The sequence below is a fragment of the Streptomyces sp. ID05-39B genome, assembly GCF_033794725.1.
GTDB classification, from domain to species: Bacteria; Actinomycetota; Actinomycetes; order Streptomycetales; family Streptomycetaceae; genus Streptomyces; species Streptomyces bobili.
Window position 1 is genome coordinate 1 of record NZ_JARGEF010000099.1, and the last position, 26,589, is coordinate 26,589.

Annotated in this window: 18 protein-coding genes and 7 pseudogenes; 16 read left to right on the plus strand and 9 right to left on the minus strand. The window is 70.1% G+C overall.

Annotation, left to right across the window (positions count from 1 at the left end):
* Nucleotides 1-362: 362 nt before the first annotated feature.
* The 3 genes and pseudogenes from P1P75_RS21520 to P1P75_RS21530 form a co-directional block, all read right to left on the minus strand.
* Nucleotides 363-771: pseudogene (locus P1P75_RS21520) on the minus strand (transposase); the annotation flags it as partial.
* 223 nt (nt 772-994) lie between these two features.
* On the minus strand, nt 995-2,479 hold the full coding sequence (locus P1P75_RS21525) for a hypothetical protein (protein ID WP_319257760.1): 1,485 nt from the start codon (nt 2,477-2,479) through the stop codon (nt 995-997).
* A 956-nt stretch (nt 2,480-3,435) separates the two neighbouring features.
* A pseudogene (locus P1P75_RS21530) lies at nt 3,436-4,491 on the minus strand (IS256 family transposase); the annotation flags it as partial.
* A 381-nt stretch (nt 4,492-4,872) separates the two neighbouring features.
* Here P1P75_RS21530 and P1P75_RS21535 point away from each other — a divergent pair.
* From P1P75_RS21535 to P1P75_RS21570, 8 genes and pseudogenes are all read left to right on the plus strand, one after another.
* A complete protein-coding gene (locus P1P75_RS21535; protein WP_319257762.1) occupies nt 4,873-5,346 on the plus strand; it encodes a hypothetical protein in 474 nt (157 codons plus the stop codon).
* Between the two features lie 172 nt (nt 5,347-5,518).
* Nucleotides 5,519-6,808, plus strand: a complete 1,290-nt coding sequence (locus P1P75_RS21540) for a hypothetical protein (RefSeq protein WP_319257764.1) — start codon at nt 5,519-5,521, stop codon at nt 6,806-6,808.
* Nucleotides 6,805-8,238 (plus strand): radical SAM protein, encoded by a 1,434-nt coding sequence (locus P1P75_RS21545; protein WP_319257766.1) that lies wholly within the window; start codon nt 6,805-6,807, stop codon nt 8,236-8,238. Before P1P75_RS21540 ends, P1P75_RS21545 begins: the two co-directional genes overlap by 4 nt.
* A gap of 16 nt (nt 8,239-8,254) precedes the next feature.
* Complete coding sequence (locus tag P1P75_RS21550) at nt 8,255-10,153, plus strand: ferritin-like domain-containing protein (protein WP_319257768.1); 1,899 nt, start codon at nt 8,255-8,257, stop codon at nt 10,151-10,153.
* A gap of 26 nt (nt 10,154-10,179) precedes the next feature.
* The gene (locus P1P75_RS21555) at nt 10,180-11,172 is read left to right on the plus strand and encodes a hypothetical protein (RefSeq protein WP_319257770.1); all 993 of its coding nucleotides are present in this window, start codon (nt 10,180-10,182) and stop codon (nt 11,170-11,172) included.
* 241 nt (nt 11,173-11,413) lie between these two features.
* On the plus strand, nt 11,414-12,880 hold the full coding sequence (locus tag P1P75_RS21560; protein ID WP_319257790.1) for a hypothetical protein: 1,467 nt from the start codon (nt 11,414-11,416) through the stop codon (nt 12,878-12,880).
* A pseudogene (locus P1P75_RS21565) lies at nt 12,837-13,206 on the plus strand (IS4 family transposase); the annotation flags it as partial. The gene P1P75_RS21560 and the pseudogene P1P75_RS21565, both read left to right, overlap by 44 nt.
* A 119-nt stretch (nt 13,207-13,325) precedes the next feature.
* Entirely contained in the window at nt 13,326-13,460 is a 135-nt protein-coding gene (locus tag P1P75_RS21570; protein WP_319257772.1) for a hypothetical protein, read from the plus strand.
* Between the two features lie 223 nt (nt 13,461-13,683).
* Here the strand turns inward: P1P75_RS21570 and P1P75_RS21575 are convergent, their stop codons facing one another.
* A complete protein-coding gene (locus P1P75_RS21575; RefSeq protein WP_319257774.1) occupies nt 13,684-14,004 on the minus strand; it encodes a hypothetical protein in 321 nt (106 codons plus the stop codon).
* 127 nt (nt 14,005-14,131) lie between these two features.
* On the opposite strand from P1P75_RS21575, the gene P1P75_RS21580 reads away from it, so the two are divergent.
* From P1P75_RS21580 to P1P75_RS21600, 5 genes and pseudogenes are all read left to right on the plus strand, one after another.
* Nucleotides 14,132-14,974 (plus strand): polysaccharide deacetylase family protein, encoded by an 843-nt coding sequence (locus P1P75_RS21580; RefSeq protein ID WP_319257776.1) that lies wholly within the window; start codon nt 14,132-14,134, stop codon nt 14,972-14,974.
* A gap of 198 nt (nt 14,975-15,172) precedes the next feature.
* Nucleotides 15,173-16,017, plus strand: a pseudogene (locus P1P75_RS21585) (ISAzo13 family transposase); the annotation flags it as partial.
* A gap of 176 nt (nt 16,018-16,193) precedes the next feature.
* Nucleotides 16,194-16,749, plus strand: a pseudogene (locus P1P75_RS21590) (YciI family protein).
* Between the two features lie 76 nt (nt 16,750-16,825).
* Entirely contained in the window at nt 16,826-17,965 is a 1,140-nt protein-coding gene (locus P1P75_RS21595) for an SGNH/GDSL hydrolase family protein (protein ID WP_319257788.1), read from the plus strand.
* Nucleotides 17,966-18,435: 470 nt separating this feature from the next.
* Nucleotides 18,436-18,981, plus strand: a complete 546-nt coding sequence (locus P1P75_RS21600; RefSeq protein ID WP_319257778.1) for an AAA family ATPase — start codon at nt 18,436-18,438, stop codon at nt 18,979-18,981.
* Between the two features lie 177 nt (nt 18,982-19,158).
* On the opposite strand, the gene P1P75_RS21605 is transcribed toward P1P75_RS21600, so the two are convergent.
* A complete protein-coding gene (locus tag P1P75_RS21605; protein ID WP_319257780.1) occupies nt 19,159-20,613 on the minus strand; it encodes an RNB domain-containing ribonuclease in 1,455 nt (484 codons plus the stop codon).
* 138 nt (nt 20,614-20,751) lie between these two features.
* Between P1P75_RS21605 and P1P75_RS21610 the strand changes: the two are divergent.
* Nucleotides 20,752-21,230, plus strand: a pseudogene (locus P1P75_RS21610) (3'-5' exonuclease); the annotation flags it as partial.
* A 556-nt stretch (nt 21,231-21,786) separates the two neighbouring features.
* Nucleotides 21,787-21,915, plus strand: coding sequence for a hypothetical protein (locus P1P75_RS21615; protein ID WP_319257781.1), 129 nt, complete (start codon nt 21,787-21,789; stop codon nt 21,913-21,915).
* A 131-nt stretch (nt 21,916-22,046) separates the two neighbouring features.
* Here the strand turns inward: P1P75_RS21615 and P1P75_RS21620 are convergent, their stop codons facing one another.
* Together P1P75_RS21620 and P1P75_RS21625 are read right to left on the minus strand one after the other, a co-directional pair.
* A complete protein-coding gene (locus P1P75_RS21620; RefSeq protein WP_319257783.1) occupies nt 22,047-22,835 on the minus strand; it encodes a hypothetical protein in 789 nt (262 codons plus the stop codon).
* A 271-nt stretch (nt 22,836-23,106) separates the two neighbouring features.
* On the minus strand, nt 23,107-24,063 hold the full coding sequence (locus tag P1P75_RS21625) for a helix-turn-helix domain-containing protein (RefSeq protein WP_319257785.1): 957 nt from the start codon (nt 24,061-24,063) through the stop codon (nt 23,107-23,109).
* A 93-nt stretch (nt 24,064-24,156) separates the two neighbouring features.
* Here P1P75_RS21625 and P1P75_RS21630 point away from each other — a divergent pair, with 93 nt between their 5' ends.
* A complete protein-coding gene (locus P1P75_RS21630) occupies nt 24,157-24,750 on the plus strand; it encodes an MBL fold metallo-hydrolase (protein ID WP_319257787.1) in 594 nt (197 codons plus the stop codon).
* 770 nt (nt 24,751-25,520) lie between these two features.
* Here the strand turns inward: P1P75_RS21630 and P1P75_RS21635 are convergent.
* Together P1P75_RS21635 and P1P75_RS21640 are read right to left on the minus strand one after the other, a co-directional pair.
* Entirely contained in the window at nt 25,521-25,769 is a 249-nt protein-coding gene (locus P1P75_RS21635; protein WP_319257792.1) for a hypothetical protein, read from the minus strand.
* Nucleotides 25,770-25,890: 121 nt separating this feature from the next.
* Nucleotides 25,891-26,589, minus strand: a pseudogene (locus P1P75_RS21640) (XRE family transcriptional regulator); the annotation flags it as partial.

Genomic DNA, 26,589 nt, shown 5'->3' on the forward strand with positions numbered 1-26,589 from the left:
CTCCCACCCCCCCGGCGGGCATCACATGCGTCGGCGTGGATAGCGGCTTCCCAATCCGCCCCCGCTCTGTTGACGGCTGCACCGACGGCGGCGGGAAGAAGCTGGTCAACGACGGCCAGAGCATCATGGTGTGCGACTGCGGGGCCTACGAAGGCGCCTACGCCGGTCCCGTCCGGCACGGCTCGACCGCCGGCCAGAGCCCGACGACACGGTGGACATCCGGCTCGGCACGCCTGTGTCCGCTGCTCGCTCCCGCGGCCGGACCCGGCACAGCGCGGTCGGCTGGTGGAGATTGGCGAACCTCGTGGACCGGATCGTCGAGGCCGAGCGGGATCATCCGGCAGGACTTCCGCCGGATGGCGTCGGTCGACCGGCGACGGACCGGTGTCGGCACCCCCTTTTCGCGCGGACATGGGAGCCGTCCACGCAGGCCCGCGACCAGCCGAGTTGGCCGGCCGCGTTCAGCTCCGCGAGCAGGATGCGGTGCAGCTGGTCGAAGACTCCTGCCTGCTGCCACCGCTCCAGGCGGCGCCAGCAGGTCTGTCCCGAGCCGAACCCCAGCTCCAGCGGCAGGTGTTGCCAGGCTACGTCGTTGTGGAGGACGTAGAGGATGCCCTGGAGACAGAGCCGATCCGCCACCGGCCGCGGGCCTGGTGACCGCTCCGGCCAGGGTGGCAACAACGCTTCGATCAGCGCCCACAAGTCGTCGTCCACGATCCACGGCCGAGTACTCACAGCGTCACAAAACGGCCGAATCAACAGACCGGTCATGCCCACCCAGCACACCTCAACAAGATCGAGTTACGAGCTCATAGACGCACCCCCCGAATAGCGCCGTGATGACGGTACGGGTGGATCCGTACGGCCTGGCGCTCGTCTTCTCGGCCTCGGCCTCGGCCTGATCCGCCGTCGTCGCCGCCGTCGTGGGCGACGGGACAGTACGGGGCGCCGGCTGCGAACTGGACGCCGACGCCCCGTAGGCCCGCGGTTCGGTTTACGGCAGTACGTCGCTGAGCAGGTGCGAGTACAGCGTCCGCGCGCACGGGCTGCTGTCCGCGCAGGCGTTGTCGTTGTCCGGGTCGGTGTCGAACAACGGAGTGTCCGGCCGGTGCTCGGAGACCGACCACAGGCGCGGGGCCCGCCCGGTTCCCTGGCCGTGTTCGATGTAGAAGTCCTCCGGCCCGGTGGCCGTGCGGATCGCGCCGCCGGTCGTCATCAGCAGGCCGGCGCTGTCGATCTTGGCGCGCCAGATGTCGCCGTTGGCGAAGCCGTGGCTCTGGTTGAAGTACCAGTTGCCGTTGTAGCGGGCCGCGCCCTGGAGGCCCTCGACGGGCAGGAAGTACGTCGAGTCGGCGGTCACTGTGCCGCCGGGCGCGAAGTTCGACAGGTCGGCCGCAGGCCAGGCGCCGATCCGCCCGAGCGACGGCAGGGTGGTGTTGTGCCGGCAGTATTCGCCGACGATGAGCTTGTCCGTGCCGCTGCGGTCGAGGGAGAGGTACGAGGCCTTCGGCGCGCCGTTGTCCGCGCAGGTCGCGGCGCCGGTGTTGTACTGCGTGGTGCGGAAGTGCCAGGTGCCGACCTGCGGCATCACGTATCGGTAGCCGAAGCTGTAGTAGACGCCGCTCTGCCGCCCGATCTTGCGCGTGTCGGTGACGTCGCTCTTCAGCCCGTCCTCGGTCCAGTCGTTGGTGCTCGCGTCCCCGTCCGGGTTGAGGTCCATGATGTACCGCATGTCGAAGACGCGGATGCCGTCGTTCGTGTCGGCGACGTAGAGGTAGTTGCCGTACCAGACCATGCCTCCGGCGTGGATGCCGTTCTGATCCGGGTTCTCAGAGGCGTGGAGGCCGTCGTACGACATGTTGCCGGCGCTGTTGAGGTACGGCCAGACCAGCAGCACGTGCCGGTACTTCATGGTGGCCGGCTCGACGAAGGTGATCCGCACGCCCTTCTCGTTGCAGGCGTCCGAGACGCTCGACGTGCAGGTGCCGCCGTCCTCGCGGACCGGGTTCCAGTTGTCGTACCAGCCGGTGATGATCGGCCGGGACGAGGTCCCCCACGTCTCGTCGGCCTGCGCGTCGGAGACTCCGGTGACCGCCTGCGGGATCCACTCGCGAGTGTTCGCGTCGGCGGACTCGAAGCAGTATGTCTCGGACCGCCGCAGCGGAGCGGGCCCGAACGTGTCCGGGCAGTTGCTGCCGCTCTTGACCGGATGGTTGGCGTCGGCCAGCAGGTTGGCGACGCCCTGCTTGTACAGCGCGGAGTCGAGGGCCGCGACGCGTCCGCTCAGGTCGCTGCCCGCGTCGAGCGTGAAGTCGCTCGCAGTGGCGGGTGCTCCGGCGCCCGGGTAGGCCGCCAGTGCGTTGAGCGAGAAGGTGGTGCTGCCGCGGGGGGCGATCGGTTCTTGCGTCCGTCCGGCCGGGCCGTCGTCGGCATGAGCCTGCGGAGCGACGGGGGCGGCGACGATGGCGGCTCCGGCCAAGAGGAGGGTGGCCGCGGTGCGGCAGAGGGCAGCGGTGGCTGAGGTGGATGTGCGAAGTCTTCTGAGCAAAACATTTGCCTTCCCCGTGTGAATACTGCGCTGAGCGCGACACAGTCTGCTCAAAGCGAAAGGAAAGGAGAAGTGTGATGCCAGTCACAGGTGTGTCTGATGTGCGGAGCCCTGCCGGTGTCATGCCGGGGGCTGAGCAGCCGTAGCGGGGCCGGGAGTTGGGCAGCCCGGGGCCGTGAACCCGAGGCCGGGGCCGGGCCTCCGTCCCCCCGGTCCCCCCGTCCCCCCGCTCCGGATCTGCGCGGTGCTCGCGAACTGGATTCAGCCCGTCGTCGTTCCCAACGTGGGCGTGCGACCGGTGAAGTCCACTGTTCACGAGGGAAAGATCTACCGGGTGCTCACCGCGCCCCCGAACACCCAGGCGCCCCGCACGCGGTCGCGGCTCCGGGCAACGACTACAACTTCCGCGTGCTGTCGACGGTCACGCAATTCCCCAGTCGCTGGACCGCGGTGCGACCCGCTCGGATTCGGCCAGCAAGATGCAGAAGGGTGCGGTTCCTTTGACGGGTGATCGGTTCGATCTCGTGGGGTGCCGGGCTGAGTGGCGGTTATGAGGCGTCGGCGTAGGCGAGGTGGGTGCCGCAGACGGTGCAGCGGAAGAGCATGGCCGTGGCCCCTTCACCGAGGTGGGCCAGGAACGGCTCGAGTTGGGCTGCCTCGTGCCAGCCGTTCGTGCACAGGTCTTGCCTGAGCTGGTCGAGGGCCTCGAGGTGGGCTGCCAGTCCAGGTCTTCCCGAATACCGGCGCCGTCGACCGGCTCGCCACCGCCGTCCTCGTCGAACTCCACGACGAGTGGATTGCCTTCCCCCGCCGCTGTCTCTCCATCGAGAGCATGGACAGCCTCTATCCGGACAACACCACCTGCCTGCCCGGCACTGCCGAATGATCACGACGTCGGAACGGCGCTTGATCTGCCGGTTCAGCCGCTCCAGAGGGTTCGTCGACCGGATCTTCTTCCAGTGCTGGTGAGGGAAGTTTGCGAACGCGGTCAGGTCCTCCTTCGCGTCGAGAAGCATCTCTTTGGCCTTGGGGGACTGCTCGCCGAGCATGTCCGCGACGGTGTCGAGGTGGGTCCGGACCGCTTCGGCGGTGGGCTGGGCGAAGAGCGTGCGGATCGTCGCGGCGGCCATCTCCGCGGCTCCCTTCGGGATCACTGAGAAGACGTTGCGGACGAAGTGGACACGACAGTGCTGCCAGGCGGCGCCGAGCATGACCTTGCGGATGGCCTTGACCAGGCCGCTGTGGCTGTCGGAGATGACGAGACGGACACCGGTCAGGCCGCGTTCCCGTAACGAGCGCGGGAACTCGGTCCAGAACGCTTCGGTTTCGCTGTCGCCGACCATGACACCCAGGACCTCACGGCCGCCGTCCTCGGTGACGCCGGTCGCGATGACGACGGCCTGGGAGACGATGTGGTGGTTCAGGCGTGCCTTGACGTAGGTGGCGTCGAGATAGACGTAGGGGAAGCGGGTGTGATCCAGCGGCCGGGTGCGGAACGCGTCGAGCTGTTCGTCGAGGTCCGCGCAGATCCGCAAGACCTCGCTCTTCGATATGCCGGTGTCCGAGCCGAGGGCCTTGACCAGGTCGTCGACCGAGCGGGTGGAGACGCCGTGGACGTAGGCCTCCATGACGACCGCGTAGAGGGCCTGGTCGATCCGGCGCCGGCGCTCGAGCAGGCTCGGGAAGAAACTGCCGGCCCGCAGTTTCGGGATCGCCAGCTCCAGGTCGCCGGCCCGCGTGGTCACGGTCTTCTCCCGGTGCCCGTTGCGCCAGGTGGTGCGGGTGTCGGTCCTCTTGCCCCACTCCGCACCGATCCGGGCAGTGGCCTCGGCCTCGATCAGCTCCTGCAACAGCCGCTCAGCAACCTCGCGGACGAGTTCAAGACCATCTGCCGAACGTAGTGACTCAAGCAGGCGAAGTAGGTCATGCTGGGACAAGGCCACCGGGCACCCCCTTGGACGAACTGGCAGTTCACCAAGGGCAGTTGCACGGTGGCCTGCCCCGTTCTCAGGGAGCGTTCACCGGCAGCCGAGGCACGCGAGGGCACGGAAACGGCGCACTTCCCAGCCAAGATCCGTTACACCACTCCGTGGGACGCCATCGGCGCTCTTCGTAGGGCCTGCGGCTGGTGGCCGGTGGCTTCACCGGCGCCGGCTGGCCATCACCTGGCCGGAGTCGGCCCCGCCGCATTGAGTGACCGGCCGCGATTCGGGAGGTGCGGGCGTGGTTCCGAGCGCACAGCGTGACCCTTCGGTACGCTGAGTGACAATAGTGAGTACGCTGCGTCACTGCGGGAACGCCCCCATCTTTCGAGAGGCGCTGACATGCCGTTCTCCGCACTCGCACTGGCCGACGATCTGCCACCTGCACTGCTCGACCGACGGAACAAGGCGATCGGCCGTCGCATCCGGTGCCCGGCGGGGTTCGGGACGCAGAGGGGGTTCCGCTCGCCGCGTCCTGCAAGGGGCGGGCCGCTGTCGGTCGGCAGCGGGCTGCCGTACGCGCCGGACACGGTCCGCAACGCCGCCGCCGAGGAGCTCCTCCTCCAGCTCACCGCCGACCAACGGCCGCCCCCCGGCTTCCGAGTGGGGCTGGACTTCGTCGGATTCCAGGACGGCTCCGACCGGGTGCTGCGGACCCTCTCCCGGCGTGACCGGTCGAGTGGCCTCGACTTCGGCGGACAGCCCGGATTGGACGCACCGGCCGGTCGGCTGCTGTCCGTACGGGCAGGCGGTACGCACCCGGTGCCGCCCGCGCGGGACGCCTCCCCCTGCCTGTCGGCCGAGGTCTTCGGCTGAACGAGCCCATCCATCCACTGAACAACGGAGACTCACGGTGATCGAACGGATCTGGCTCCATCCACCTCTCGCCTTCGCCCGTCTGGGCCCTTCCCCCACCCCGTGCGGCAATTACCACTACGGCGAAAGCGACCTGTCGCCCAGGGGCACGGGCAAAACCACCGTGGTTCCCTTGCCCACCCTCGAAGTCGCCGACGACGGCGCCCTGACCGAGCGGCAGCCCGATCCCGGGGAACGGGTCCGGTTCAAGGACGTCAACGGCTTCCGTCCCATCTGCCCCTTCTTCGAGCTGCGCGGCACCTGGACATCGGCCGAAGGGCAGCGCCACACCGACGAGCCGATCACCGTCGACGTCCTCGCCGAATTCGGCATCGACCTGGCCGAGGTGAAGTGGACGGTGAACGTCGCCAACCTCAAGGCGCACCAGTGCACAGGCTCGCCGGGCGACCGGATCGAGGCCGCCGTCGAACTGCGGGGCAACGAACATCTCCGGCAACCGCTGGAGGGGAGGTCGCCCGCGGGGACGGACCGGCCCCTCGTACCGCCGGGGGAGAGCGTTCCGCTCGGCTCCGTCCAGTTGCCCCGCCCGGGCGGTGGGTTTCCCGAGCTGCGACTGCGCTTCACGCCCGGTACGGGGGCGGTGTACGGTCCGAGCAACCTGCTCGATCGCACCAGCCGGTACCTCCTGCCCGAAGACCGGTTGTTCCTCGCGCCGGACGCGGCCTGGTGCGAGTTCACCCTCTCCGGTGCCACCGACGCGCGGACCTTTCCCGGAGAGCTCTTCGCCGGCTCGACGCCCGAGGACGGCGGAGTCAGCCTCGGTCTGGTCGACGACGTGTGCGACGGTCTGGTCGGCGTCACACTCGGCGGCCTGACCGCCCGCGCGCGAATCGTTGTCACGCCGCCGGACTTCGCGCCCGATCGCCGGCCCTTCACCTCCCTCGCCGACGGGCTGGCGGACCGGGTCCAGCGGGAGGAGGTGAGCGACCCCGCGTACATCGCCGAGAACCGTGACCTGACGGCGCTGGAGGTCCGCGACCTGTTCGAACGGGTTCTGGAGGCCATGGACGCGGTCAACGTGGACGCGCAGAACAACCGCGCGACCAGGGAGAACGTGAGGATGGCCCGGGACCTGGGCCTGCCCGAGGAGGAGGCCCGGGAACGGACCTTCGGTCCGCCGGACCCCCTGCCCGGGGTGACGCTCCCCCTCACCGAGCGCGGCCGTCGGCGGCACCGCCGGTTCGTGGCTCTGGAGTTCCTGGAGGATCTGTTCCGGGAACAGCCCGAACTCCTCCGGCAGGTCATCAGAACCCCGGTGGAAGAGCAGCGGTGGCACGACCGCCGCATGCCGGTCGCGGTACGCGGCTCCGACGGCTACCCCATGCACCTGACGCGCCGCCAGTACGACCTGCTGGCGGGCTGGGCCGGTTCGCTGCGGGAGACCGTGGAGGAGGGCACATGAGCGTGCTGTTGCAGATCGGGCGCCGCCCACCGGAGCCGGAGCCGGCATCCGGGCCGCGCGGCCTCGGCGCCGAGACCCGGGTCTTCCGCAGCGCCCACGGCACCCACCTGTTCCTCGCCGACGGCAGCAGGATCTACGACCTGCCGGAAGCCACCGCCGCCCGGCTGGAGCGCTGGACGGCCACCGCGCACACACCCGCGGAGGACACCGCCCTCGCCGCCGACCTGGGCCTTCCCCTGTGGGGCGCCGAGCCCGGGCTGCCCGCCCCGCGCATCGACGGCACCCCGGCCGAGGTACCGCCCCTGTCCTCGCTGTCGCTCAACGTGATGCAGGCCTGCAACCTCAGCTGCGGTCACTGCTACGCCGACGAGGGCCGCTTCGGCGGCTCCGCCCGGGCCATGCCCCGCGAGACCGCCTTCGCCGCCGTGGACCGGCTGCTCGCGGAGGCCGCGCCCGAAGCCGGGGTCGTGGTCGGCTTCATGGGCGGCGAACCCCTGCTCGCCCGGGACCTGATCCACGAGGTGGTCCGGTACGCGGTCCGGGCTGGCGAGGACAGCGGGCACGCGGTCCGCTTCGCCCTCACCACCAACCTGACCACCGTCCGGCCCGCGGACGCCGAACTCTTCGCCGCCCACCCCTTCACCGTGGCCGTCAGCCTGGACGGCGACCGCACCGGGCACGACGCGCTGCGCCGGGCACCCGGCGGCGGCAGCGCCTACGACCGACTGCGCACCGGACTGGCCGTGCTGGCCCGCCACGGGCGGCCCCGGCACTTGTCGGCCCGGGTCAGCGTGACGCCGTACACGGGTCGGCTCCCGGACATCCTGGAGCACGGGATCGGCCTGGGCTTCGACGAGGTGGGTTTCGCGGCAGTGGTGAGCGCGCCGGATCCGGCGTACGAGATCGACACCGCCGCCTTCACCGGTTTCCTCGACGGGATGGTCGAGTGCGGCGAGCAGGCGCTGCGCGAGCTGTCGGCGGGCCGCCCCTACCCGTTCGGGAACTTCCAGACCGCGATGTACGAACTCCACGCGGGCGGCCACCGCCCCTACCCGTGCGGCGCCGGCGCCGGCTACCTCAGCGCCTCCGCCGAAGGCGGCCTCTACGCCTGCCACCGCCTGGTCGACGACCCGGCCTTCGCCATGGGCTCGCTGGCCGACGGACCCGACCGGGCCGCCCGGGAACGCCACCTGGCCGCCCGGCACGTGGACCGTGCCGAGCCGTGCCGGTCCTGCTGGGCCCGCTACCTGTGCGGCGGCGGCTGCTACCACGAGGTCAGCCGACGCGGCCGGCCCGGCTGCGACTACATCCGCGGCTGGCTCGACTTCTGCCTGCGCGCCTACGTCGAACTCACGCAGGCCGCACCGGAGTTCTTCACGCTGCCGCCCGTATCCGATCTGCCGAGCGACCCGGCCGCCCTCGCCCGTTGACCTGAAGGAGCCGACCATGAACCAGCCGACCCCCGGGAACGCCGGCCTCTCCACGCCCGAGGGGAAGATCTTCCCCCGCAACCTCACCGCCCGTGCCGCGCACGTGGTGCGCGGCAACCCGTCCGGCTCCCGCCCCGAAAGCGGTGTCGACAACTGCTTCCCCGGGCTGGAGTTCGACCAGCGAAACCTTGACAAGGCCTTCTTCCGCGGGCTCCTCTTCGACTTCCACCACGGCAGCGGGTCCCGTCTGCTCGCCGTCAAAGGGGGTGTCGCAGAGGACCAGGGCATCTCCGACGCCGACCTGGGCGACAGCGCCGGGGACGCCGAACAGCGGTTGTACCTGTGGGCCGTGTGCGGGCGTACCACCGTGGACCAGGAGGAGAACGAGGCACCGGTCTTCCACGCGGTCGACCTGACCGGCCCGGAGATGTGGCGCCGGGTGCACGACCTGCTGCCGGGGAAGATCTCCATCGTCGTCGGCCGGGGTTCCGGCAGCCGGTCGCCCGGCGCCTTCTGGGTGCCCGGTGGCCTCAACGCCTGGCGGACGCAGGGCCGGAACGCGGTGCAGCGCGACGACGCCGGCGTGCTGGAAGTGGCCATCCTGACCGCCGAGCGGGCCGACTACCTGGACCAGGACGGAGTCATCGAACCGGACGTGTACGAGCCCGGCGACCTGACCCGCAGCCTGTGCGCACCCTGGCAGTACGACTTCCGCGAGTGCGGCTGCTACTACTGGGCCGCCTCCAAGCCCGACATCTCCGCCACCTCCGGCGGCGAGTACCGCAACCTCAACTTCCAGCGTCGCGACCGCACCACCGTACCGCCCGCCCCGGACCTGACCACCTTCCTGGAGCGCGGGCCGCTCGAAATCGACCACCCCGAACTGATCATGAACTGGAACGTGCTTCCCGTAGTCCTCAACGGACGCGAGGACGACGCCCTGGGCGTGCCCGCCCCGCTCGACCTTCCCCTGATGAAGCCACAGGACGTCATCGAGGAACTGACCCGCCTCGCGACCGTCGAGCACGCGCTCTGCCTCGAATACCTCTACGCCCACTACTCGCTCGCCGCCCCGATGACCCTGCCCGAGGGAACCCCCGAGGACGTCCCGGTCCGGCGCGTCTTCGCGGCCGCGCAGGAGATCTTCGGGGTGGCCGAGGACGAGATGCGCCATCTGCGGTGGGTCAACGAGATCCTCGGCGTGCTGGGGCGTCCTCTCCAACTCGACCGGCCCGCCGACGACTTCGTCATCCAGCGGCAGACCGGTCACCGATTCAAGCTGGAGCGGCTCACGCCCGAGCAGCTCGAGTGGTTCATCGCGGTCGAGAAACCGAGCGCCCAGGTCGACCCGGACGGCATCGACGGGATGTACGTACGGCTGCACCACACCATCACGAAGAACCCGAGCGCCTTCCCCCAGGCCGAGCGGCTGGCCCACCTGATCAAGCTCATCATCGACGAGGGCGACGACCACTACCACCGGTTCACGGCGATCCGGGGACATCTGGCCGGTCTGGACCCGGACGGCTACCTGCGTCGACTGGCGCCCCCGAACGACACGATGGGCAGGGAGCTGCTCCGCCTCGCGGACCTCGACTACGCCATGGTGCTGGGCGCGTTGCGCGCCACCATGGAGGCGGGCGACAGCGCGGGAGGACTCCTGAGGGCGCAAGCGGTGCGGTCCATGCGGAACCTTCACGAGATCAACCACCTGCTCGCCGCACGCGGAGTGGCGCCCCGGTTCGCCGCACCTTCCCCGGCGTTGTCGGACGGGCAGGCGCCCCGGGCCGCCGCGCGGGCCGTCAGCGAGGTGGTGCGGTCCATCCGTTCGCTCGGGGACGAAAGTCTCCAGGAGCAGCTGGACCGTCAGGAGGAGGGAGCGCGCGCCCTGGTCGCGGCGTGCAGTCTGCAATGACATCCCCGGTGTCCCGGGCTCCCGCCGTGCCCACCACCTCCACGACCGTCGAGATCGCCGGCTCGGGACTGGCGGAACTGACCTGTGCCTGGCTGCTGCTCGCCCGCGGCCACCGAGTCCGTCTCCGGTCGTCGGGGCCGGCGGCGGCCCCCCGCCCGCTGCTGCTCAACGAACCCACACTGAGTCTGCTGCACTCCCTGTGGGGCCGCGCGCCGCTGGCGGACTGTCATCATCTGACTCACCGTCAGGCATTCTGGGGGCCCGGCGCCGGCCCGATCGGCCGGCGCCTGCCCCAGCCGGCCACCGTCGTGGACGGCGTCCGCCTCGCCGAACGGCTGCTCGGCCGCCTCACCGCCCGGTACCCTGACGCCTTCTCCGAGCCGCCCGGCCCACCGCGGTGGACCGTCACGGCCGCCGGATCGTCCGGTCACTGGACGGCCGGGCGGCGCCACCTCCTGGCCGGGGAGGCATCGCTGGTGCCAGGCGCGGACGAGACCACCGCCCGGCTCGTCTGCACCGACCTGGCGTGGCTGCACCTGACCCCACTGGGCGGTGGCCGCGCCCTCCTCCAAGCCATGATCCCCGGCCCGGCCACCCGCCCGACGGAGTTGCTGGAGAGGCTGCTCGCGGGCTCGGCTCTGGCGCCCGCCCTGAAAGACGCTCCCGAGAACGCCGTCGCCCTCCCCGCCGCCCCGCGCCTGCACCGCACCCCAGCGGTGCCCGGCCAGATCCTGGTGGGTGCCGGCGCGATCCGCTATGACCCGCTCAGCGGCACCGGAACGGCCCAGGCGCTGCGTACTGCCATCCTTGCCGCGGCCTCCCTCCACGCCATGGCCACCGGGGCACCGCAGGGACCCGTGTTCACCCACTACACGACCCGCCTGCACACGGCCTTCCACGCCCACCTCGCCACCTGTGCCCAGCTCTATCCGCAGGCATTCGCCTCCCCTTCGTGGCAGCACGAGACGGACGCCTGTCGGCGCCGGGCCCCCCTGCTCCGGGGCGATGGGGATCGCTGACCAGCCGGCCGGGAACATCGCGGCGGTGCGCACCTTCGAGCGTCTCCTCGGCGGCGGCCTCGATCGCCCGCCCGGCCCGGTCCCGGGCCGGGCGGGCGATCGAGACCGGCTCGCACACCGATCCGGCGGCAGGGGCGATCGGCGGTGTGGCCCAGGCGCGTGACCGCTCCTCCGTGAGGGGCGCGGGCCCGCCCTTCGGTCGCGCATCGCACGCTTGTTTGTCAGCATAGGCGGCCACGAATTGGCCCACACCCTGGGCCGCAGACACCCCGGATTCTGTAGGGATCAGGAGCCCGACGACCTGAACTACCCCTTCAAGAACGGCCAGCTCGGCGACGAGAACCACGCGTTCGTCGGCTTCGACGTCGGTGACGCGGCCCTGGGCCTGCCGATGAAGGCGCTGCCGGGGGAGCAGTGGCACGACGTGATGACCTACTGCGACTTCCAGTGGATCAGCTCCTACGCCTACGAGGGCGTGCGGCGCCGCCTGCTCGCCGAGGACGCCCTCGTGTCGGGCACCGGCCCGGTTTCCGAGCCGGTCCCGATGGCTCCGCCACTGGCTATGGCGGGACTCGGTGGCAGCGGCGGGCGGCCCGACGACCGCCATCCCACGCGCACCGTGACCAGGGTGACGTCGACCGGCCCCGGCACACGGGCGGTGGCGGGTCCAGGCCCGGACGGGGTGGCCGAGCAGCTCGTCAGTGTCGTCGGGACGGTGAACCTGACCCGCCACGAGGGCAGCATCCGGTTCGTCAACCCGGTGGACCGGCCGGCCGTTCCCCCGAGCCCTCCGACCGGGCAGACCGCGGGGCATGAGGCGGCGGACGGCGGGCAGGCTCCGACGGCCGTGCTGCGGATCCTGCAGTCAGGGGGGGGGACACCGTCGCGGGAGATCCAGGTGCCGGTCAAGCTGAGCTCGGAACTGGAGCCGGGCGCCGACCGGACCGGCCTGATCGACGCGGTGGCGCCGGCCGGACCCGCTCCGGAGGCGGTCGAGCTGGTCGTGGACGGCCAGGTGGTGGACACCTTCCGGCCGGGAGGCAGCCCGCCCACGCTGCGGGCCGCGCGGTACACGGGCGCCGAGGACGGCGTGCTCGGCATGGCCCTGGAGTTCGACCGGGACATCGAGCCCGACCTCTCCTACTCCGCGCAGGTCAGCGCGGATGGGGCCGCACCTGGCAGACCCTGGGCGTCGGGCTCAAGGAGCCCACGGTGCACCTCGACCGCGACCAGTTCCGGCCCGGGGACGACGTCCGTCTGCGCATCACGACGACCAACGGATTCAGCAGTACGGCGGCGGAGACAGCGCTGTTCTCCGGGTGAGGCCCGCGCGGCCCGAGAACGAGGGGAGTGCACACCGACGCGCCGGAGACGCCCTCCGTCTCCGGCGCGCGGCTGTGACCCACCGGTCACGGCGGTGGTCTCGGCAGCCGAGGCTGCCAGGGCCTCGACCAGCTCCTCCCGCGCGATCACCCGCCGGTCCAGCTCGATCTCGGCGGCCTCCAACGCCCCAGCCAACCGGGCGACTTCCTCCCGCGGCCCTTCCACCCGCACACGGCCGCTGTCTCCCGCTCCTCCAGCATTCCCAGCACCGACGCCATTGCGCACCCCTCGCTCACGGAGCGGAAACAAGACGCCGAACGCATCCCTCACTACGAGCGAAACCAAGCAGGGAATGCACGATCTCCCGCCATGCCGCACCGCCTGACCAGGCACAAGTCCTGGGTGCCTCCAGGATCACCAGCATCAGAGTCACGGTGCACTCGTCCGCCGACCCCGGCCCCCGACGGGCGTCGCGACCGCACGCCGCAACTTTTGCGCACCGCCCCTCTCCGCACCTGGCGCGCTGGTGAAATCGCTCGCGGCATCGGACTGGACGACGCCCAGGGACTACGTGCGGAACTGGGGCGCCGGGTTCGCGCGGGCATCCTTCGCCGCACCGGGCGAGGTATCTACATCCTCGAACCCGAGTGGCTCACACCCGACCTCCAGGACCCCGCCGACCCACCCTTGACAACACCGGATCGCCCTTGACTCCGTGGTCTTGGGGTACTTCCTCGGGGCAGGCATCGTCTGGGCTCCTCTCATGAGACCCATCTGACCTGCTGTCACCTCCCCGCATCTCGGGGGAACCTCAGCGTGACACCTACGGCATGTCCACGGGAGCAGGTGCCCCGCTCTCCCCGGACCAGGTGCAGCCCCTGCTCCAGGTGCTGCAGGCCCGCCATGCGCTCCACCGTCAGGAGCCCGCAGGCTCCGACGAAGCGGAGTGGGACGACCAGTCCTGATACGACTACTTCCACAGCGCCTGGACTACCTACGCGCAAGAGCACGGTACATACCCCGATGCTGCGGCCCTCGCCGCGTACGTGTACGAGCGGTACTCCGTCACCGGGGACGGCGGCCGGCCCGTCACAGCCGTCCGTGACACCCTTGCCGAGTGGAGTGCACGCCCTCCCGCCTCCCACGAGGCCGCCATCGGTGAACTGCTCGCGTACGCAGCCCGGGACGTCACCTCCGGCCGGTAGGGCGCTCGCGCACCGATCGGCTACAGCACCTTGCGTACGGCCGTGCCTGAGCCGAGCCGTTGAGGCGTTCGTCGATGAGCTGCGTGGTCTCCATCTCGAGAGAGCAGTCCAGATCCCGGTTGACTTGTTGGACGCGGGTGATCGTGGTGTGTAGTCCGTGCCGGTTCCCGTGGGCGGCCTCGAGCCGTATCCAGTCCCGGTGGAGGAGTTCCGCCGCAGGGTCGACGTCGAGACCGGTCGTGACGGCCCGGCGGGCGGTGTCGAAGTCGTGGTGGGGGCCTGCGGGGATGCGGTAGGTCGCCACGGTGTGCGCGACGTCGATGATCCGCGCAGTTCCGGCCCAGTCGGCGCCTGATGGAACCTCGTATGCTTGTTCGGCATCAAGTAGGGGGACAGGTCGTCGAAGGTGTGAAGGACTCGGGGGCGGGTGGATGGACGGGTGGATCGGGCGGGCGTTGGCGGCCTGGGGGCTGTTGGCGGCGGTGGCCGTCACGGGGTGTACGGCGCAGTCGTCGGCCGCGCCGGAGCGCTCCGCGGCGGACCGTCCCGCGGCGGACCCGTCACCCGCGGCCGGTGGCGGGCCCGACCGCGCTGCGGCCTACCGTAAGTGGGGGATCGAGCCGCTGGCCGCCCCGCCGGGTCCGCCGGCGGCCAAGCCGGCACTGCCGGGTGCCGGTGCGGGGCAGGTGCCGGTGATCAGCGAGATCCCCACCAAGGAGAAGATCGTCTTCCTCACGTTCGACGACGGGGCGGAGAAGGACCCCCGGTTCCTGACGATGATGCGAGAGCTGGGCGTCCCCTTCACCATGTTCCTCACCGACGCCGCCATCCGGTCCGACTACGGCTACTTCAAGTCCCTCCAGGCCCTCGGCAACGGTGTCCAGAACCACACCCTGACCCACCCGGACCTGCGCACCCTGGGGCCCGCCGCCCAAACGCGGGAGATATGCGGCCAGCAGAGCCGGCTGAAGGACCAATACGGCACCGCGCCCAGGCTGTTGCGGCCCCCCTACGGCAACTGGAACGAGGCCACCCGCACCGCCGCCGCGTCCTGCGGCATCGAGGCGATCGTGCTGTGGCGCGAGTCCATGCAGATCAAGAACATGCAGTACCAACTGCCCGGCGAGAAGCTCCGGCCGGGCGACATCATCCTGGCGCACTTCCGCGGCCCCTCCGAGCTCAAGGGCACGACGATGACGGAGATGACCGCCAACCTCCTGCGGCACATCGAGGAACAGGGGTTCACGGTGGCCCGCCTGGAGGACTATCTCTGACGATCACCGTGCAGGTCTCCAAGTGCCGCCACCGGCGTTGAGGGGTCCGGCTAGGGGCTTGCAGGGAATGAGGGTGTTGCTTCCCGTCCTGAGGCTCGTTGGTGTGGTAGGCGCATCCCGGATGAGACTCGTGACCGACTTGCCGTGAAGTTCGCGGTGTTGCTTCGGTATGCGGATGAGCGGCAGCGACGCCTGTTGATGGCCGTGGGGGCCCGGGTGTTGGTGCACGGCGGTGTCCGGGCCGTCGCGCAGGCCGCCGCGGTCAGCGAGACGGCGGTCCGCAAGGGTGTGTTCGATCTCGAGGCGGGTGAGGAGCCTTTGGGGCGGGTGCGTCGTCCGGGCGGGGGCCGCAGGCGGGTCGCGGATCTGGATGAGGGGCTGCGGGCGGCACTGCTGGCGCTGGTTGAGCCGGATGTGCGAGGTGACCCGATGCCGCCGCTGCGTTGGACGGTTACGTCCACGCGCACGCTTGCGCGGGAGCTGACGCGGGCCGGGCACCGCGTCGGTGCGGGCACCGACGCCGGCCCTGTGCGGGAGGAAGGCTTCAGCCTGCGGGCCAACGCCAGGACGGTCGAGGGCAGCCATCACCCGGACCGCGATGCCCAGTTCTGCTGTCTCGACGAGCAGGTCCGCGAGCACCGCGACACCGGGCAGCCGGTGATCAGGATGGACACCAAGAGGAATGTACTCGTCGGCGAGTTCAAGAACAGCGGCTGCTGCCGGCGGCGGCCGACGGGTGAGCCGGTGCCGGTGAGCGTGCGTGACTTCGCCGACCCGCAGCGGGGCAAGGCCGGCTCTGCGGGGTCTGCGACGTCGTGGCGAACACCGGCTGGGTCTACGTCGGTGCCGATCACGACAGCGCCGCATTCGCCGTGGAGTCGATTTGCCGCTGGTGGCACGGCCAGGGCCAGGCTGCCTACCCGCAGGCGGCACGGCTGATCACCGCCGACGCGGGCGGCTCCAACGGCTACCGCACCCGGGCCTGGAAACTGCAACTCGCCCGGCTCGCCGCCGGAACGGTACTGACCATCACCGTGTGTCACCGTTGGTGCCGAAGGTGAGGCAGGGTCGTTCTCCTGACAGTCCCCCCGGCAGTGGTCCAGCTGTGTGCACGGTGTGTGCTTGTCTTCCCCGCCCAGGCTGCCTTGCTTGGGGCGTGGGGTCGTCGTCGGCGAAAGCGAGTTGTGATGGTGTCCTTGGTGGGGGAGGGTCTGTGGTCATGGAGTTCTTCTGCTGCCACCGTGAGCGGTCCGGCTCTCTCGTGTTACGCGAGGAGTTGGTGGAGGAGTACTGGTCCTGCATGGACCGGTACGCGAAGGAGCTGATCGCGTGGGGCCCGACTTTCGCCGATGACGGGGAAGCACCCACCGGCAGCGTGCACATCGTCGATCTGCCCGATCCTGGCGCCGCCCGCGCCCGAGCGTTGGTCTTCGGCGAGCCCGACTACCAGGCCGGCGCGTACCGGGATGTGTTGCTGCGCCGGTGGCGCCAGGTGCTGGGACGCACGGTGTGGGCTTTCCCCAGTGGCCCAACCGGCGGCAACCGGTACCTGGTGTCCGGCCTCGGGGAGGGCCCGGCCGCCGTCCTTGGCCTGCCCCGCGAGGGGGACGAACTGGTTGCGTACGGGCCGCTGGTGTCCGACGACGGCGGCCCCTGGCTGGGCACGGCGGTGCTGCTGGGGGCCCCGGGTCCGGACACGGCACGAACCCGTTCTGACTGCACAGCGGTACGCGGGCATCGAGGTCCGCGACGGGGAGTTCGGCGGGCGTCGATGAGCCACGAAGGCACCGGGTTGATGGCATCTCCGGTGCGCAGTGACCTGGGACAGGAGCGGTGACGGTGACGGTGGCGATGCGGGCGGTTCCCCTGGTGGGTGGGCCGGTGGAGTTGCGGGGCGCGCTGGACCTGGAGACCACACAGGCAGGGGTGATGCCGCGCCGGCTGCCCGCCTGGACCAGGGAGCAGTACCAGGACCCGTCGGTCTACGGGGTGACCGTGATGCCCTCGGGGGTGCGGCTGGTGTTCCGCACCGATGCGCACGCATTGGAGTTGGAGGTACTCACCTCCACCGGCCGGCTCGACTCCGACCCCCGCCCCCGCCCGACCGGGATGCTGGAGTTGCTGGTGGACGGCGTCTTGGCCGGGCGTCAGCAGGCGCCGGTGGGCAACGTGCTGCGGATGGCGGGCCCCGGGGCCGCGCAGCGGCTCATCCCGGGCGAGCCGGCAACCGTACGGTTCGCCGGGCTGCCGGCCGGTATGAAGGACGTCGAGTTGTGGCTGCCGCAGCAGACCCCGACGGAACTGGTGGCACTGCGCGCTGACGGCGAGGTGCTGGCACCGCTGCCGGACGGGCGGCGCCGCTGGGTGCACCACGGCAGTTCCATCAGCCACTGCATCGAGGCCGACGGCCCGACCGGGACCTGGCCGGTGGTGGCAGCTGCGCTCGGAGGGGTGGAGGTGATCAACCTCAGCCTGGCGGGCAACGCGCTGCTGGACCCCTATGTCGCCCGGACGATCCGCGATATGCCGGCCGACCTGATCAGCATCAAGGTGGGCATCAACATCGTGAGCCTGTCCGCCTTCCGGCTGCGGACGTTCGGCCCGGCGGTACACGGATTCCTGGACACGATCCGGGACGGGCACCCGGACACCCCGCTGCTGCTGATTGCTCCGGTGAGCTGTCCGGCCCTGGAGAAGACCCCTGGCCCGACGGCGACTGGCCCGGACGGCAGGCTCGTTGCCCTGGGCGACCCGGCCGATGTGGCCGGCGGGGCATTGTCGCTGGCGGTGGTCCGTGCCGAGCTGGCCCGGATCGCCGGGGCACGGCAGGCGTGCGATCCCCACCTCCACCATCTCGACGGACGCGAGCTGCTCGGCCCCAACGAGGCAGATGACCTGGCCGACGGCCTTCACCCCACCGCCGCCGCATACCGTCGCATGGGCAAGCGCTTTGCAGCCCACGCCTTCGCGAGCGACGGTCCCTTCCGCTGAGTGAGCTGGGCTCCACACCCTGCACCAGGTGCGGAGCTTCCACGCTCCGCCGGCCGGAGATGGGCGGTGGGGACTCAGGGCACAGGGCACTGCTCGCCTTGTGAAGGATGGGTTCGTGTGATCTCTGCCAGTGGAGTGTCGTTGTCGCCGTTGGGGCAGCGGTTGAATGAACTGCTGGGTGCCGAGCGTGCCGTGGGTGATCTGCGGCATTGCTTGGGTATAGGTCTGCCGCCCGGCGGGGTGGCGTTCACCGGCAGCCGGTTCGAGTATCTGGCCGGTGGGGGAGACCGGCCTGAAATCGGCCACCGCAGGGGCGCCCATACACGCCGACGACCGAGCATGCATCATGATCGGATACCGGCAGCGCACAAAGCGGAGGGAAGATGATGGCAGCTCCAACAGAAGCTGAATCCCAACAAGTTGCGGGCTCGGCGAGAGATTCGCAGCCATCCGGCGGACTGATCATCTTCTTGAACGGCACATCCAGTTCGGGGAAGTCGAGTATCGCCAAGGAGCTCCTCCCGGTCCTGGACGACACGTACTTCCACATGCCGGTGGACGCCTTCCACGCCATGCGGGCGCGGCGGGACATCGCGCCGGACGAACTGCCCTCCATGCTCAGGCGCACCTGGATGGGCTTCCATCGCGCGGTCGCCGGCATGGCTGCGGGCGGTAACAACATCGTGGTCGACCACGTCCTGAGCGAGCAGTGGCGTCTACTCGACTGTGTCGCCCTATTCACCCCCGAAGACGTGGTATTGGTCGGAGTGCACTGCCCCTTGCCGGAACTGGAGCGGCGGGAGCAAGAGCGCGGGGACCGTCCACCGGGGCTGGCCGCACGCCAGATCACCCAGGTCCATGCCCACGGCCTCTACGACATCGAGTGCGACACGAGCACCGCCAGTCCGGCCGACTGTGCGCAACAGATCAAGAACTTCCTGCCGCACCGCCCGACCCCCACAGCCTTCGAGAAACTGAGGGCGAACCCCCCGGCCGATCAGCCACCGGTCGGCTGACCCCCATCCGAATGCCCGGCTCAGCCGAGAGCGGACAATGAGCGGGGCCAAAATACTCGTTCACATCACGCCCCAATGATCGCTACCTGGGGCCGCAGAACCCGTTCCTCTGGGGTCAACTGACACGTTCGAAGCCACCGGGGCCGACCCTCAACCCCGGTCAGTAACGGAGTCCTATCAGGGCACGGTGAAGAGGACCTTGTCCTCGTCCGCGGCGGGGTCCGCCTGCTTGAGCCTGGCCCTGATGCTGGATCCGAGCTGGAGATCCAGGCCGTTGGTCGAGACGACCTTGGCCAGCACGGCGGGGTCGGCCAGGAACACTTTGCCCTCGCGCGGCCTGCCCCGCTCCGCGTCGGTGTCGATGACCGCGGCGTCGAACACCTCGCCCACGCGGTCCTTGAGCAGCGCGGCCTCGGCCAGGTCCATGGTCTGCCGGTCCGCCAGGCCGCCCTTCCCCCGTGCCGTGTCGCACGGGATGCAGGACAGGGCGTCGAGCACCCAGTTCGGCGGGGCCTTGTCCGCGCACGCCATCACGCACAGCTCACCGGTGTACCGGTCGACCAGGCGCCGCAGCGGAGCCGTGCAATGGGTGTACGGGGCCGCGATCGCTGCGTGCATCGTGTACGCCGGCTTCTGGCTGTCGCGGAAGACGGTGTACTCCGCCTTGAGCATCGTGCTCGTGGCCTCGGTGAGGAAGGCCATGTGCTGCTGATTCCGGGGATCGAGCTTGCGGACCAGCGTGGCGTAGGAGATGCCGGGCCGCCAGACGATGCCCAGGGCCTTCGCGATGTCGTGCAGGCGCTTGATCACGTTCTGATCGGCCTGCTCCTTCTGGGTCCGCAGGATGCCGGTACCCGTGTCGAGCATGATCTGGGCCGCGGACATCCCGGTCAGGAGGGAGATCTGCTCGTTCCAGCCCTCGACCGGCAGCGTCGCCACGTAGCGCAGCCGGAACGATCCGTCCTCGAGGGTGACCTCCTGGTCCGGCAGATTCACCGAGATGCCGCCGCGCGCAATTTCGGCGGCCTCCCGCAGCTCACCGATCTCGCGCAGCAGGGCGAGGGACTCCTCCGCCGTGCCGTTGTCGATGGCCTGCTGGGCGCCGGCGTAGTCGAGCTGGGCCCGGCTTCGGATCATGGCCCGGCTCACGGACGAGTCGGTCAGATTGCCGTGGGCGTCGAGGTCGTGCTGCCACAACAGGGCGGGGCGGTCCTTGTTCGGCAGCAGGCTGGCCGCGCCCTCGGAGAGGACGGGCGGGTGCAGGGGCACCTTGAGGTCAGGGAAGTACAGCGTTTCGATCCTGTCGTGCGCCTCGATGTCCAGAGGGCTTCCCGCCCTGACGAAGGTCGCCACGTCCGCGATGGCGTAGTACGCGCGGTAGCCGCCACCGGGCCGCCGTTCCAAGTGCATGGCCTGGTCGAGGTCCTTCGAGGTCGGCGGATCGATCGTAAAGAACGGCAGGTGGGTGGCGTCCTTGTCGGGCAAGCGCGCCTCACCCGCGGCCTTGTCGGCCGCTTTGAGTACACGCTTGGGGAAGCTCAGGGGGACCTTCAGCTCCGCGCGGAGTTCCTCCAGCGCGGTGCGCAGAGCATCCTGGGCCTCGGCAGACATGTGCATCAGGCGGCGTTGCATGCCCCGAGCGTAGGGCGGCGGTCACGAACCGGCGCGGCGAGCGGGGCCGGGCGGCGGAGGGGACCGGGGCGACGGTGGCCGCGCGGGGAGGGGACATCGCCGGAGGGCGCGCGACGACTGAGGGACGGTGTCCCTCCAGCACTGGTTGGAGGCGGCGAGTTGTTGCGAGGCCTTGCTCAGGCTGCCCATGACCTCATTCACGGTTGGCGCACCCACCATCCCGAACTCGTACTGTTCACGACCTGGGCGGCCTTGCGTGACTACGCGAGCACAACCCCGCTGGCAGCGACCTGCAGCCATTCGCGAACCTGGTCGACGAACACGGCCCAGAGGCGATCCTTCAAGCCGTTGACCGACTTGTGCCTGAAGACCATGCTCAGGTCACCGTGTCCACCGCGCACAAAGCCAAGGGCCGGGAGTGGGCCCGGGTACGCATCGCCCCCGACTTCACCCCACGGCCCGACAGCGACGACATCGACGCCACTGGTTGTCCCGTTCCGGGAGCCATCGACGAGGCGGAAGCCCGCTTGGCCTACGTTGCCGTCACCCGCGTTCGACGCCACCTCGACCCATCTGGCTTGGCCTGGGTCAGCCAGCATCCCGATAACCCGAAATGAACCCCTGGCATCAAGCAATGCCGGAGTCAGGGCGTAACGTCGCGGCGGCGTCGCTGAGTAGAATCTGCACTCTTCGACCCAGGTGACTGCACCGCCGTCCCGGTGCGCCGGGCGGTGCACAGGTGGCAGCTGAACGCTGCCGGCCCGGCGAGTGCGCCGGTGATCCGCCATGCTGCCGCCGGCTCCGCGTCCGGTGCGGCCGGCAGTTTGGTGTCCTGCTGCTCCCAGGACAGCAGCGCCCGTGCCAGCATGTCCTGTTCGACGCCGCAAAGCCGGGCCAGGAGTCGCCGTCCCGCCGCTTTCAGCAGCACCTCGGCATCGGCGTGTGTGGCTCCGCTCTTGTGGCGGGGCGGATAGTTGCGCCACTCCCGGCTGGAACGGAGTGTCTTTGCTTCTAGCCCGTACCGTGCGGCCAGACGGCAGATCAACGATGCGGTGGTCTCCCCGGGCCGGCGCGAGGCGGAACACCCGCGGCCTGATCGCAGCAGCCTTCGGACCTGCCGTCAGATCCGAGAGCGACTACGCCCGGGAACTGACCCGCCATCCCTCTCCGGACATGCTCCTTCTGGCCGACCGCGCGTTCGACGGCAACGAACGCGCGCCCGCCATCACGCGACAAGGCACGCAGTTCCTGGTGCGCTGCGACCAGCACACGACGCCCGCCGGTGCTGGCCCTGCTGCCTGACGGCTCCTACCTCACCCGCATCGGCAGCCTCTCCCTGCGAGTGGTCGAGGCCGAGGTCCAAGCACGCACCGTCGACCAGCACATTCGGCGACGCCTACCGCCTCCCGTTCCGGTCAGGCGGCTCTGCGGTGTCACCAGTCGAAGGTGAGGGTGACTCCGCGTGTGGCGAGGCGGTCGATGACCCGGGCATTGTCGAATGCGGAGAGGACCGGGTGCTCGTCCCCGCGGATGCGGGCGAAGCGGCGGTAGTGGAGCGTGCGCAGGGATGCGATGTGCTCCAGTGGCGCGAGGTCGATCACGTTGTGGCCGTTGCCGTCGTGGCAGCCGTCGAGGGAGAGATGCTCCAGCGGAAGGCCACTCAGAGGGCGCAGTTCCTCGACGCGTTTGGAGTGCAGTGCGAGCGAGGTGAGCCTGCGGGTGGCGGCGAGAGGCGCGAGGTCGGTCTCGTTGTCGTAATTCCCGGCCAGGGTGACGGCACGGAGCCGGTCGCAGGAGGTCAGAGGCGTCAGGTCGGTGACCTCGGTGAGTTCCAGATGCAGTGCCTCCAGGCCGGGAAGGGCCGTGCCTATGCCGTCGAGTGCGCGAATGTGGAACTCCTCGCACTCGCCGCCCCACTCGCTCCAGACCAGGGCGATGGCCTTGGAGGAGGTGTGCCACCTCAGCTCCCGTACGGTGGCGCACTGGGCTTGGGTGACGGGCAGTCCGAGCAGGGCGTCGGCCACGTCCTGTCGGTAGTCGAAGCTCTCGAGGCCGTCGAGCCACTCCTCGCACACAGCATCACACGTGTTTGTGCAGACGTGTGCGCCCTCAGGCGCCGGGGGTTGGAAGAGCGGCACTGTGTCCGCTTCCATCAGCTGACTGACCACCGCCAGACGTAGATTGGTGTCGGGGAGCTCGTCGAGAGGGCCGGCCTTGCGCATGGCGGCACCCTAGTACCGGCGGTCGTAGAACTCGCAGCAGGTGCGGCTGACCATCCCCTAGCTCCTCCACGGTACGACGGCCCTCTCGGCACTCTCCGGGAACCAGAACTGCTTGAACACGATCTTCCATCTGTTGTGTCAGATGGCGTCCGGGGCCGAGACCGACCCCGATGTGCGACTGGCCGAGCGCACCCGGCGTCGGCACGAGAGCGAGCGGGCTGGCGAGGTGGATGTGTTGGACAGCGCGGGGCTGCGGGACCGCTGTCGTTCGCTACGGCGTGCTGGTGAAGGCACGGCGGTAGGAGCGGGGTGGGACTCCCCGGCGCCGTACGAACTGTTCGCGCAGCACGGCCGCGCTCGCGTAACCGACCCGGTGGGCGATCTCCTCGATGGGCAGGGCCGTGGTTTCCAGGAGTTCCTCGGCTCTGCTCAGCCGAAGGCTTCGCAGCCAGGCGTGCGGGGTGGTGCCGGTCGCGGCGGTGAAGCGGCGGGCGAAGGAGCGTTTGCTCATCAGGGCGCGGCGGGCCAGTTCCGTGACGGACAGCGGCTCGTGGAGGTGCTCGCGGGCCCAGCCGAGGACCTCGGCGAGCCGCTCGTCCTGGCCGTCTTCGGGGACGGGCGCGGCCAGGTACTGGGCCTGCCCCCCGTCGCGGTGGGAGGGCAACACCATGTCCCGGGCGACGGCGTTGGCCAGCGCGGCGCCGTACTCCCGCCTCAGCAGGTGAAGGCACAGGTCGAAGCCCGCGGCAGCTCCCGCGCCCGTGACGATGCTTCCTTCGTCGATGTAGAGCGCGTCGGGTTCCACGGTGATCTCCGGGTGGCGGCCGGCGAGCAATTCGGCGAACCGCCAGTGTGTGGTCGCCCGCCGGCCGTCGAGCAGTCCGGCGGCAGCGAGCGCGAACGTGCCCACGCAGTGGGCCGCGACCACGGAACCACGCTCGTGCGCGGCCCTCAGCGCGTCTCGTACGGCAGGGGAGGACGGTGTGCGGAACCCGGCCCCAGGCAGGGCGATGACCAGATCGGCGCCGGCGAGCCGGTCCAGTCCGTGCGCGATCGACAGCGGTACGCCGCAGTCCGTGGGCACCGGTCCCGTCCGGTCCGCGCACAGGGCGAAGTCGAAACCGGGCAGCGCCGCTCCGTGGGGACCGAACACCTCGGTGACGATGCCGACGGCGAGCATGCCGACGCCGTGAGGGACATACGCGGCGACGGTCTTGAAAGGCGGCATGGGCGCAGTGTGGCACACGGTTGGCACAAATCATGCGATGAGTGGCTGCAGTGCCAATCGTGAATCGTGGTCGCGTACAGAAGGATTGAGGCCATGACAGACGCACCGCTCGGCCGCAGCGCCGCATACAAGGTTCTGACCACCGGTTACGTGGGCTCCACCGGCCCCGGGGTCGCCGCCACGGTCTCCTACATCTCTGACGCGGGACGGCACGTGATCTTCGACCCGGGCATGGTGGCGAGCCGCGACCACATCCTGGCCCCGCTCGCGGAACTGGGGCTCGGCCCCGACGACATCACCGATGTGGTGCTCAGCCACCACCATCCGGACAACACCATGAACGTGGGCCTCTTCGGTCGCGCCCGGGTGCACGACCACAAGGTGGAATACCTGGACGACCACTGGACGAACCGGGACGCGGAGGGGTATGAACTCACCCCGTCGCTGCGGCTGATCCGCACCCCGGGCCACAGCCTCGAGGACATCACACTGCTGGCGGGCACGGACTCGGGCGTGGTGGCCTTCGCCGGCGACCTGTGGTGGCATGCGAACGGCCCGGCGGACGACCCGGTAGCCCCGGACCGCGAGGTACTGCGCGCCTCCCGGTTGCGGGTGCTGGCCGCGGCGGACCTGATCGTGCCGGGTCACGGCGGCCCGTTCAAGGCCGACTACACCACCCCGCGCTGACCGTCCTGTCCACAGCACTCAGGTCGATCGATCTTCCCTGCGCTGCGGCAGCGTCCACGTCGCGCGTCATGGCTTCTACCCAGGTCATCGACCGCAGGGGTGACCGATGCGCGGTCCCCAGGGCGGTCACGACGGCGAAGGCCAGCACGACCGTGCGGGCCGGGTGCGCGGTGAACAGCGATCGGCGCGCCTGCGCGGAACGTCCTGCCACCGGCTGCCTTCCTCCTGTACGTCCAGTCCGTCAAGGATGGATTGGTATGGGCTTCGTACGGAGCCCGTCAAAGCCCGCGCTGGCCGTCACCCCATCCCGCAGTGGCTCGCAGGGAACACCGTCTATGGACGGTGTCGGCGGGTGGGTGGCTTTCAGGGACGCGTGAGGCGTCAGCGGGTCACCGGCCGTGCGCTTCCTGTCTCCGGTTGCCCCCAGAGGCCTGCGGGGTGTGCTGGTGGGTTTGTTGCGGCGGGCTGTTGCCGCGATGTGAGGGAGGTGGGTGTCGATCGGTCACTGTTGGTTGCCGTTCCGCCAGTTGTGGTCGTCGAACGCGTGCACGGTTTGCGGTCGTGGGAGTGTGAGAGTTGTTCAGTTGTGAGGCGGACAGGGGGTGGGGCGTGGCTGTGGGGAGTGGTGAGATACCCGAGCTGACCCGGGCACACCGCATTCTGATCGGCGTGGTCGTGGCCGGGGCTGTGGTCATCGCCGGGATCGGCTTTGCGGGTTGGGTTGCGGCTGTTCGTGAGCTGGCCGTGCAGAAGGGCTTCGGGAATTTCGCCTATGTCTTCGGCCACTTCTCCGCCGTCGCCGTCGCCGTCGCCGTCGCCGTCGCCGTCGCCGTCGCCGTCGCCGTCGCGACGTAGCGGCGCGGCTGGTTCGTCGGGAGGGGAAGGACCTTGTTGGTGCGGGTGTGGATGGTCTGCCACTTCGACAGGTCGACGCAGTCCTCGATCGTCGCGGTCGGCAGCTTCGCGACCGCGTCGAGCGACGTTACCTTCGCGTCGTGTCCGAGCTCGCCCCGGATCACGGTGCTCTGTTCCTTCATGTGGGCCAGATCTGAACGGAACTTCGACAGCGCGTCGATGCTTGCGTAGTTCTCCAGGTCGGTGCCCTTGACAACGGCCTTCCCGTTCGAAGTTACTCATCGGTCACCCGGTCTGTCCAGAGCCCGAGTCTGTGATCCAGCGCCCTTCGGCGGAGTCGTGCACGTACGCCGGCCTCCCCCTGGTCCCGCTCGTGCGGAACGGCTTCCCGCCGTCCGTGATCCGCACCGTCCCCGTACGGCCCCCGGCGCTCCACTCCAGCTCCAGGTACCAGCGGCAGTCGCAGCCCGCCGTCCGCGCGGAGACCAGCAGCTCCTCGGGGTCGGAGGAGGTGACCTTGTACGGGAAGGAGACGGCCGGGATCTTCCGGACCTTTGCGCCGGAGGCGTCAAGGCCGTCGACGGGCCTCGCGAGCGGGCGCGGCCGGTCGAGGTCCACGGCGAAGTGGCGCGGGGTGACGGCGCCGCCACAGCCGTTGTCCATCCGGTACGCGTTCCACGGCAGCGGCGCGGCGCGGTCGACCACGCGCACGTGCAGGGCATGGAGGACGACGGCGTCGGACGGCGACCGGCCCTGGACCGTGATCCGCACCAGCGCCTCCCCGCCGTGCACGGCACCATGCGTCCCGGCCCACGCCCCGGAGTCGGCCGCGACCGGCGGCGGGGCGACCGCGCGGGGGGCCCGGTCCACGAGGTAGGTGTGCCCGCAGCCGCCCTCCCAGAGCTGGGAACCGATGCTCCAGGTGAAGGGGAGGGGGGCCGCGGTCCGCCCCGGAGCGGTGGAAGCGGGAGCGGGGGTGGAAGC

What these genes read in the sequence shown, in the direction of transcription:
- P1P75_RS21535 (WP_319257762.1), top strand. Translation starts at nt 4,873, where the DNA reads ATGCCGTTCTCCGCACTCGCACTGGCCGACGATCTGCCACCTGCACTG.
- P1P75_RS21545 (WP_319257766.1), top strand. Translation starts at nt 6,805, where the DNA reads ATGAGCGTGCTGTTGCAGATCGGGCGCCGCCCACCGGAGCCGGAGCCG.
- P1P75_RS21550 (WP_319257768.1), top strand. Translation starts at nt 8,255, where the DNA reads ATGAACCAGCCGACCCCCGGGAACGCCGGCCTCTCCACGCCCGAGGGG.
- P1P75_RS21570 (WP_319257772.1), top strand. Translation starts at nt 13,326, where the DNA reads ATGTCCACGGGAGCAGGTGCCCCGCTCTCCCCGGACCAGGTGCAGCCC.
- P1P75_RS21580 (WP_319257776.1), top strand. Translation starts at nt 14,132, where the DNA reads ATGGACGGGTGGATCGGGCGGGCGTTGGCGGCCTGGGGGCTGTTGGCG.
- P1P75_RS21595 (WP_319257788.1), top strand. Translation starts at nt 16,826, where the DNA reads ATGCGGGCGGTTCCCCTGGTGGGTGGGCCGGTGGAGTTGCGGGGCGCG.
- P1P75_RS21605 (WP_319257780.1), bottom strand. Translation starts at nt 20,613, where the DNA reads ATGCAACGCCGCCTGATGCACATGTCTGCCGAGGCCCAGGATGCTCTG.
- P1P75_RS21615 (WP_319257781.1), top strand. Translation starts at nt 21,787, where the DNA reads ATGCTCCTTCTGGCCGACCGCGCGTTCGACGGCAACGAACGCGCGCCC.
- P1P75_RS21620 (WP_319257783.1), bottom strand. Translation starts at nt 22,835, where the DNA reads ATGCGCAAGGCCGGCCCTCTCGACGAGCTCCCCGACACCAATCTACGT.
- P1P75_RS21625 (WP_319257785.1), bottom strand. Translation starts at nt 24,063, where the DNA reads ATGCCGCCTTTCAAGACCGTCGCCGCGTATGTCCCTCACGGCGTCGGC.
- P1P75_RS21630 (WP_319257787.1), top strand. Translation starts at nt 24,157, where the DNA reads ATGACAGACGCACCGCTCGGCCGCAGCGCCGCATACAAGGTTCTGACC.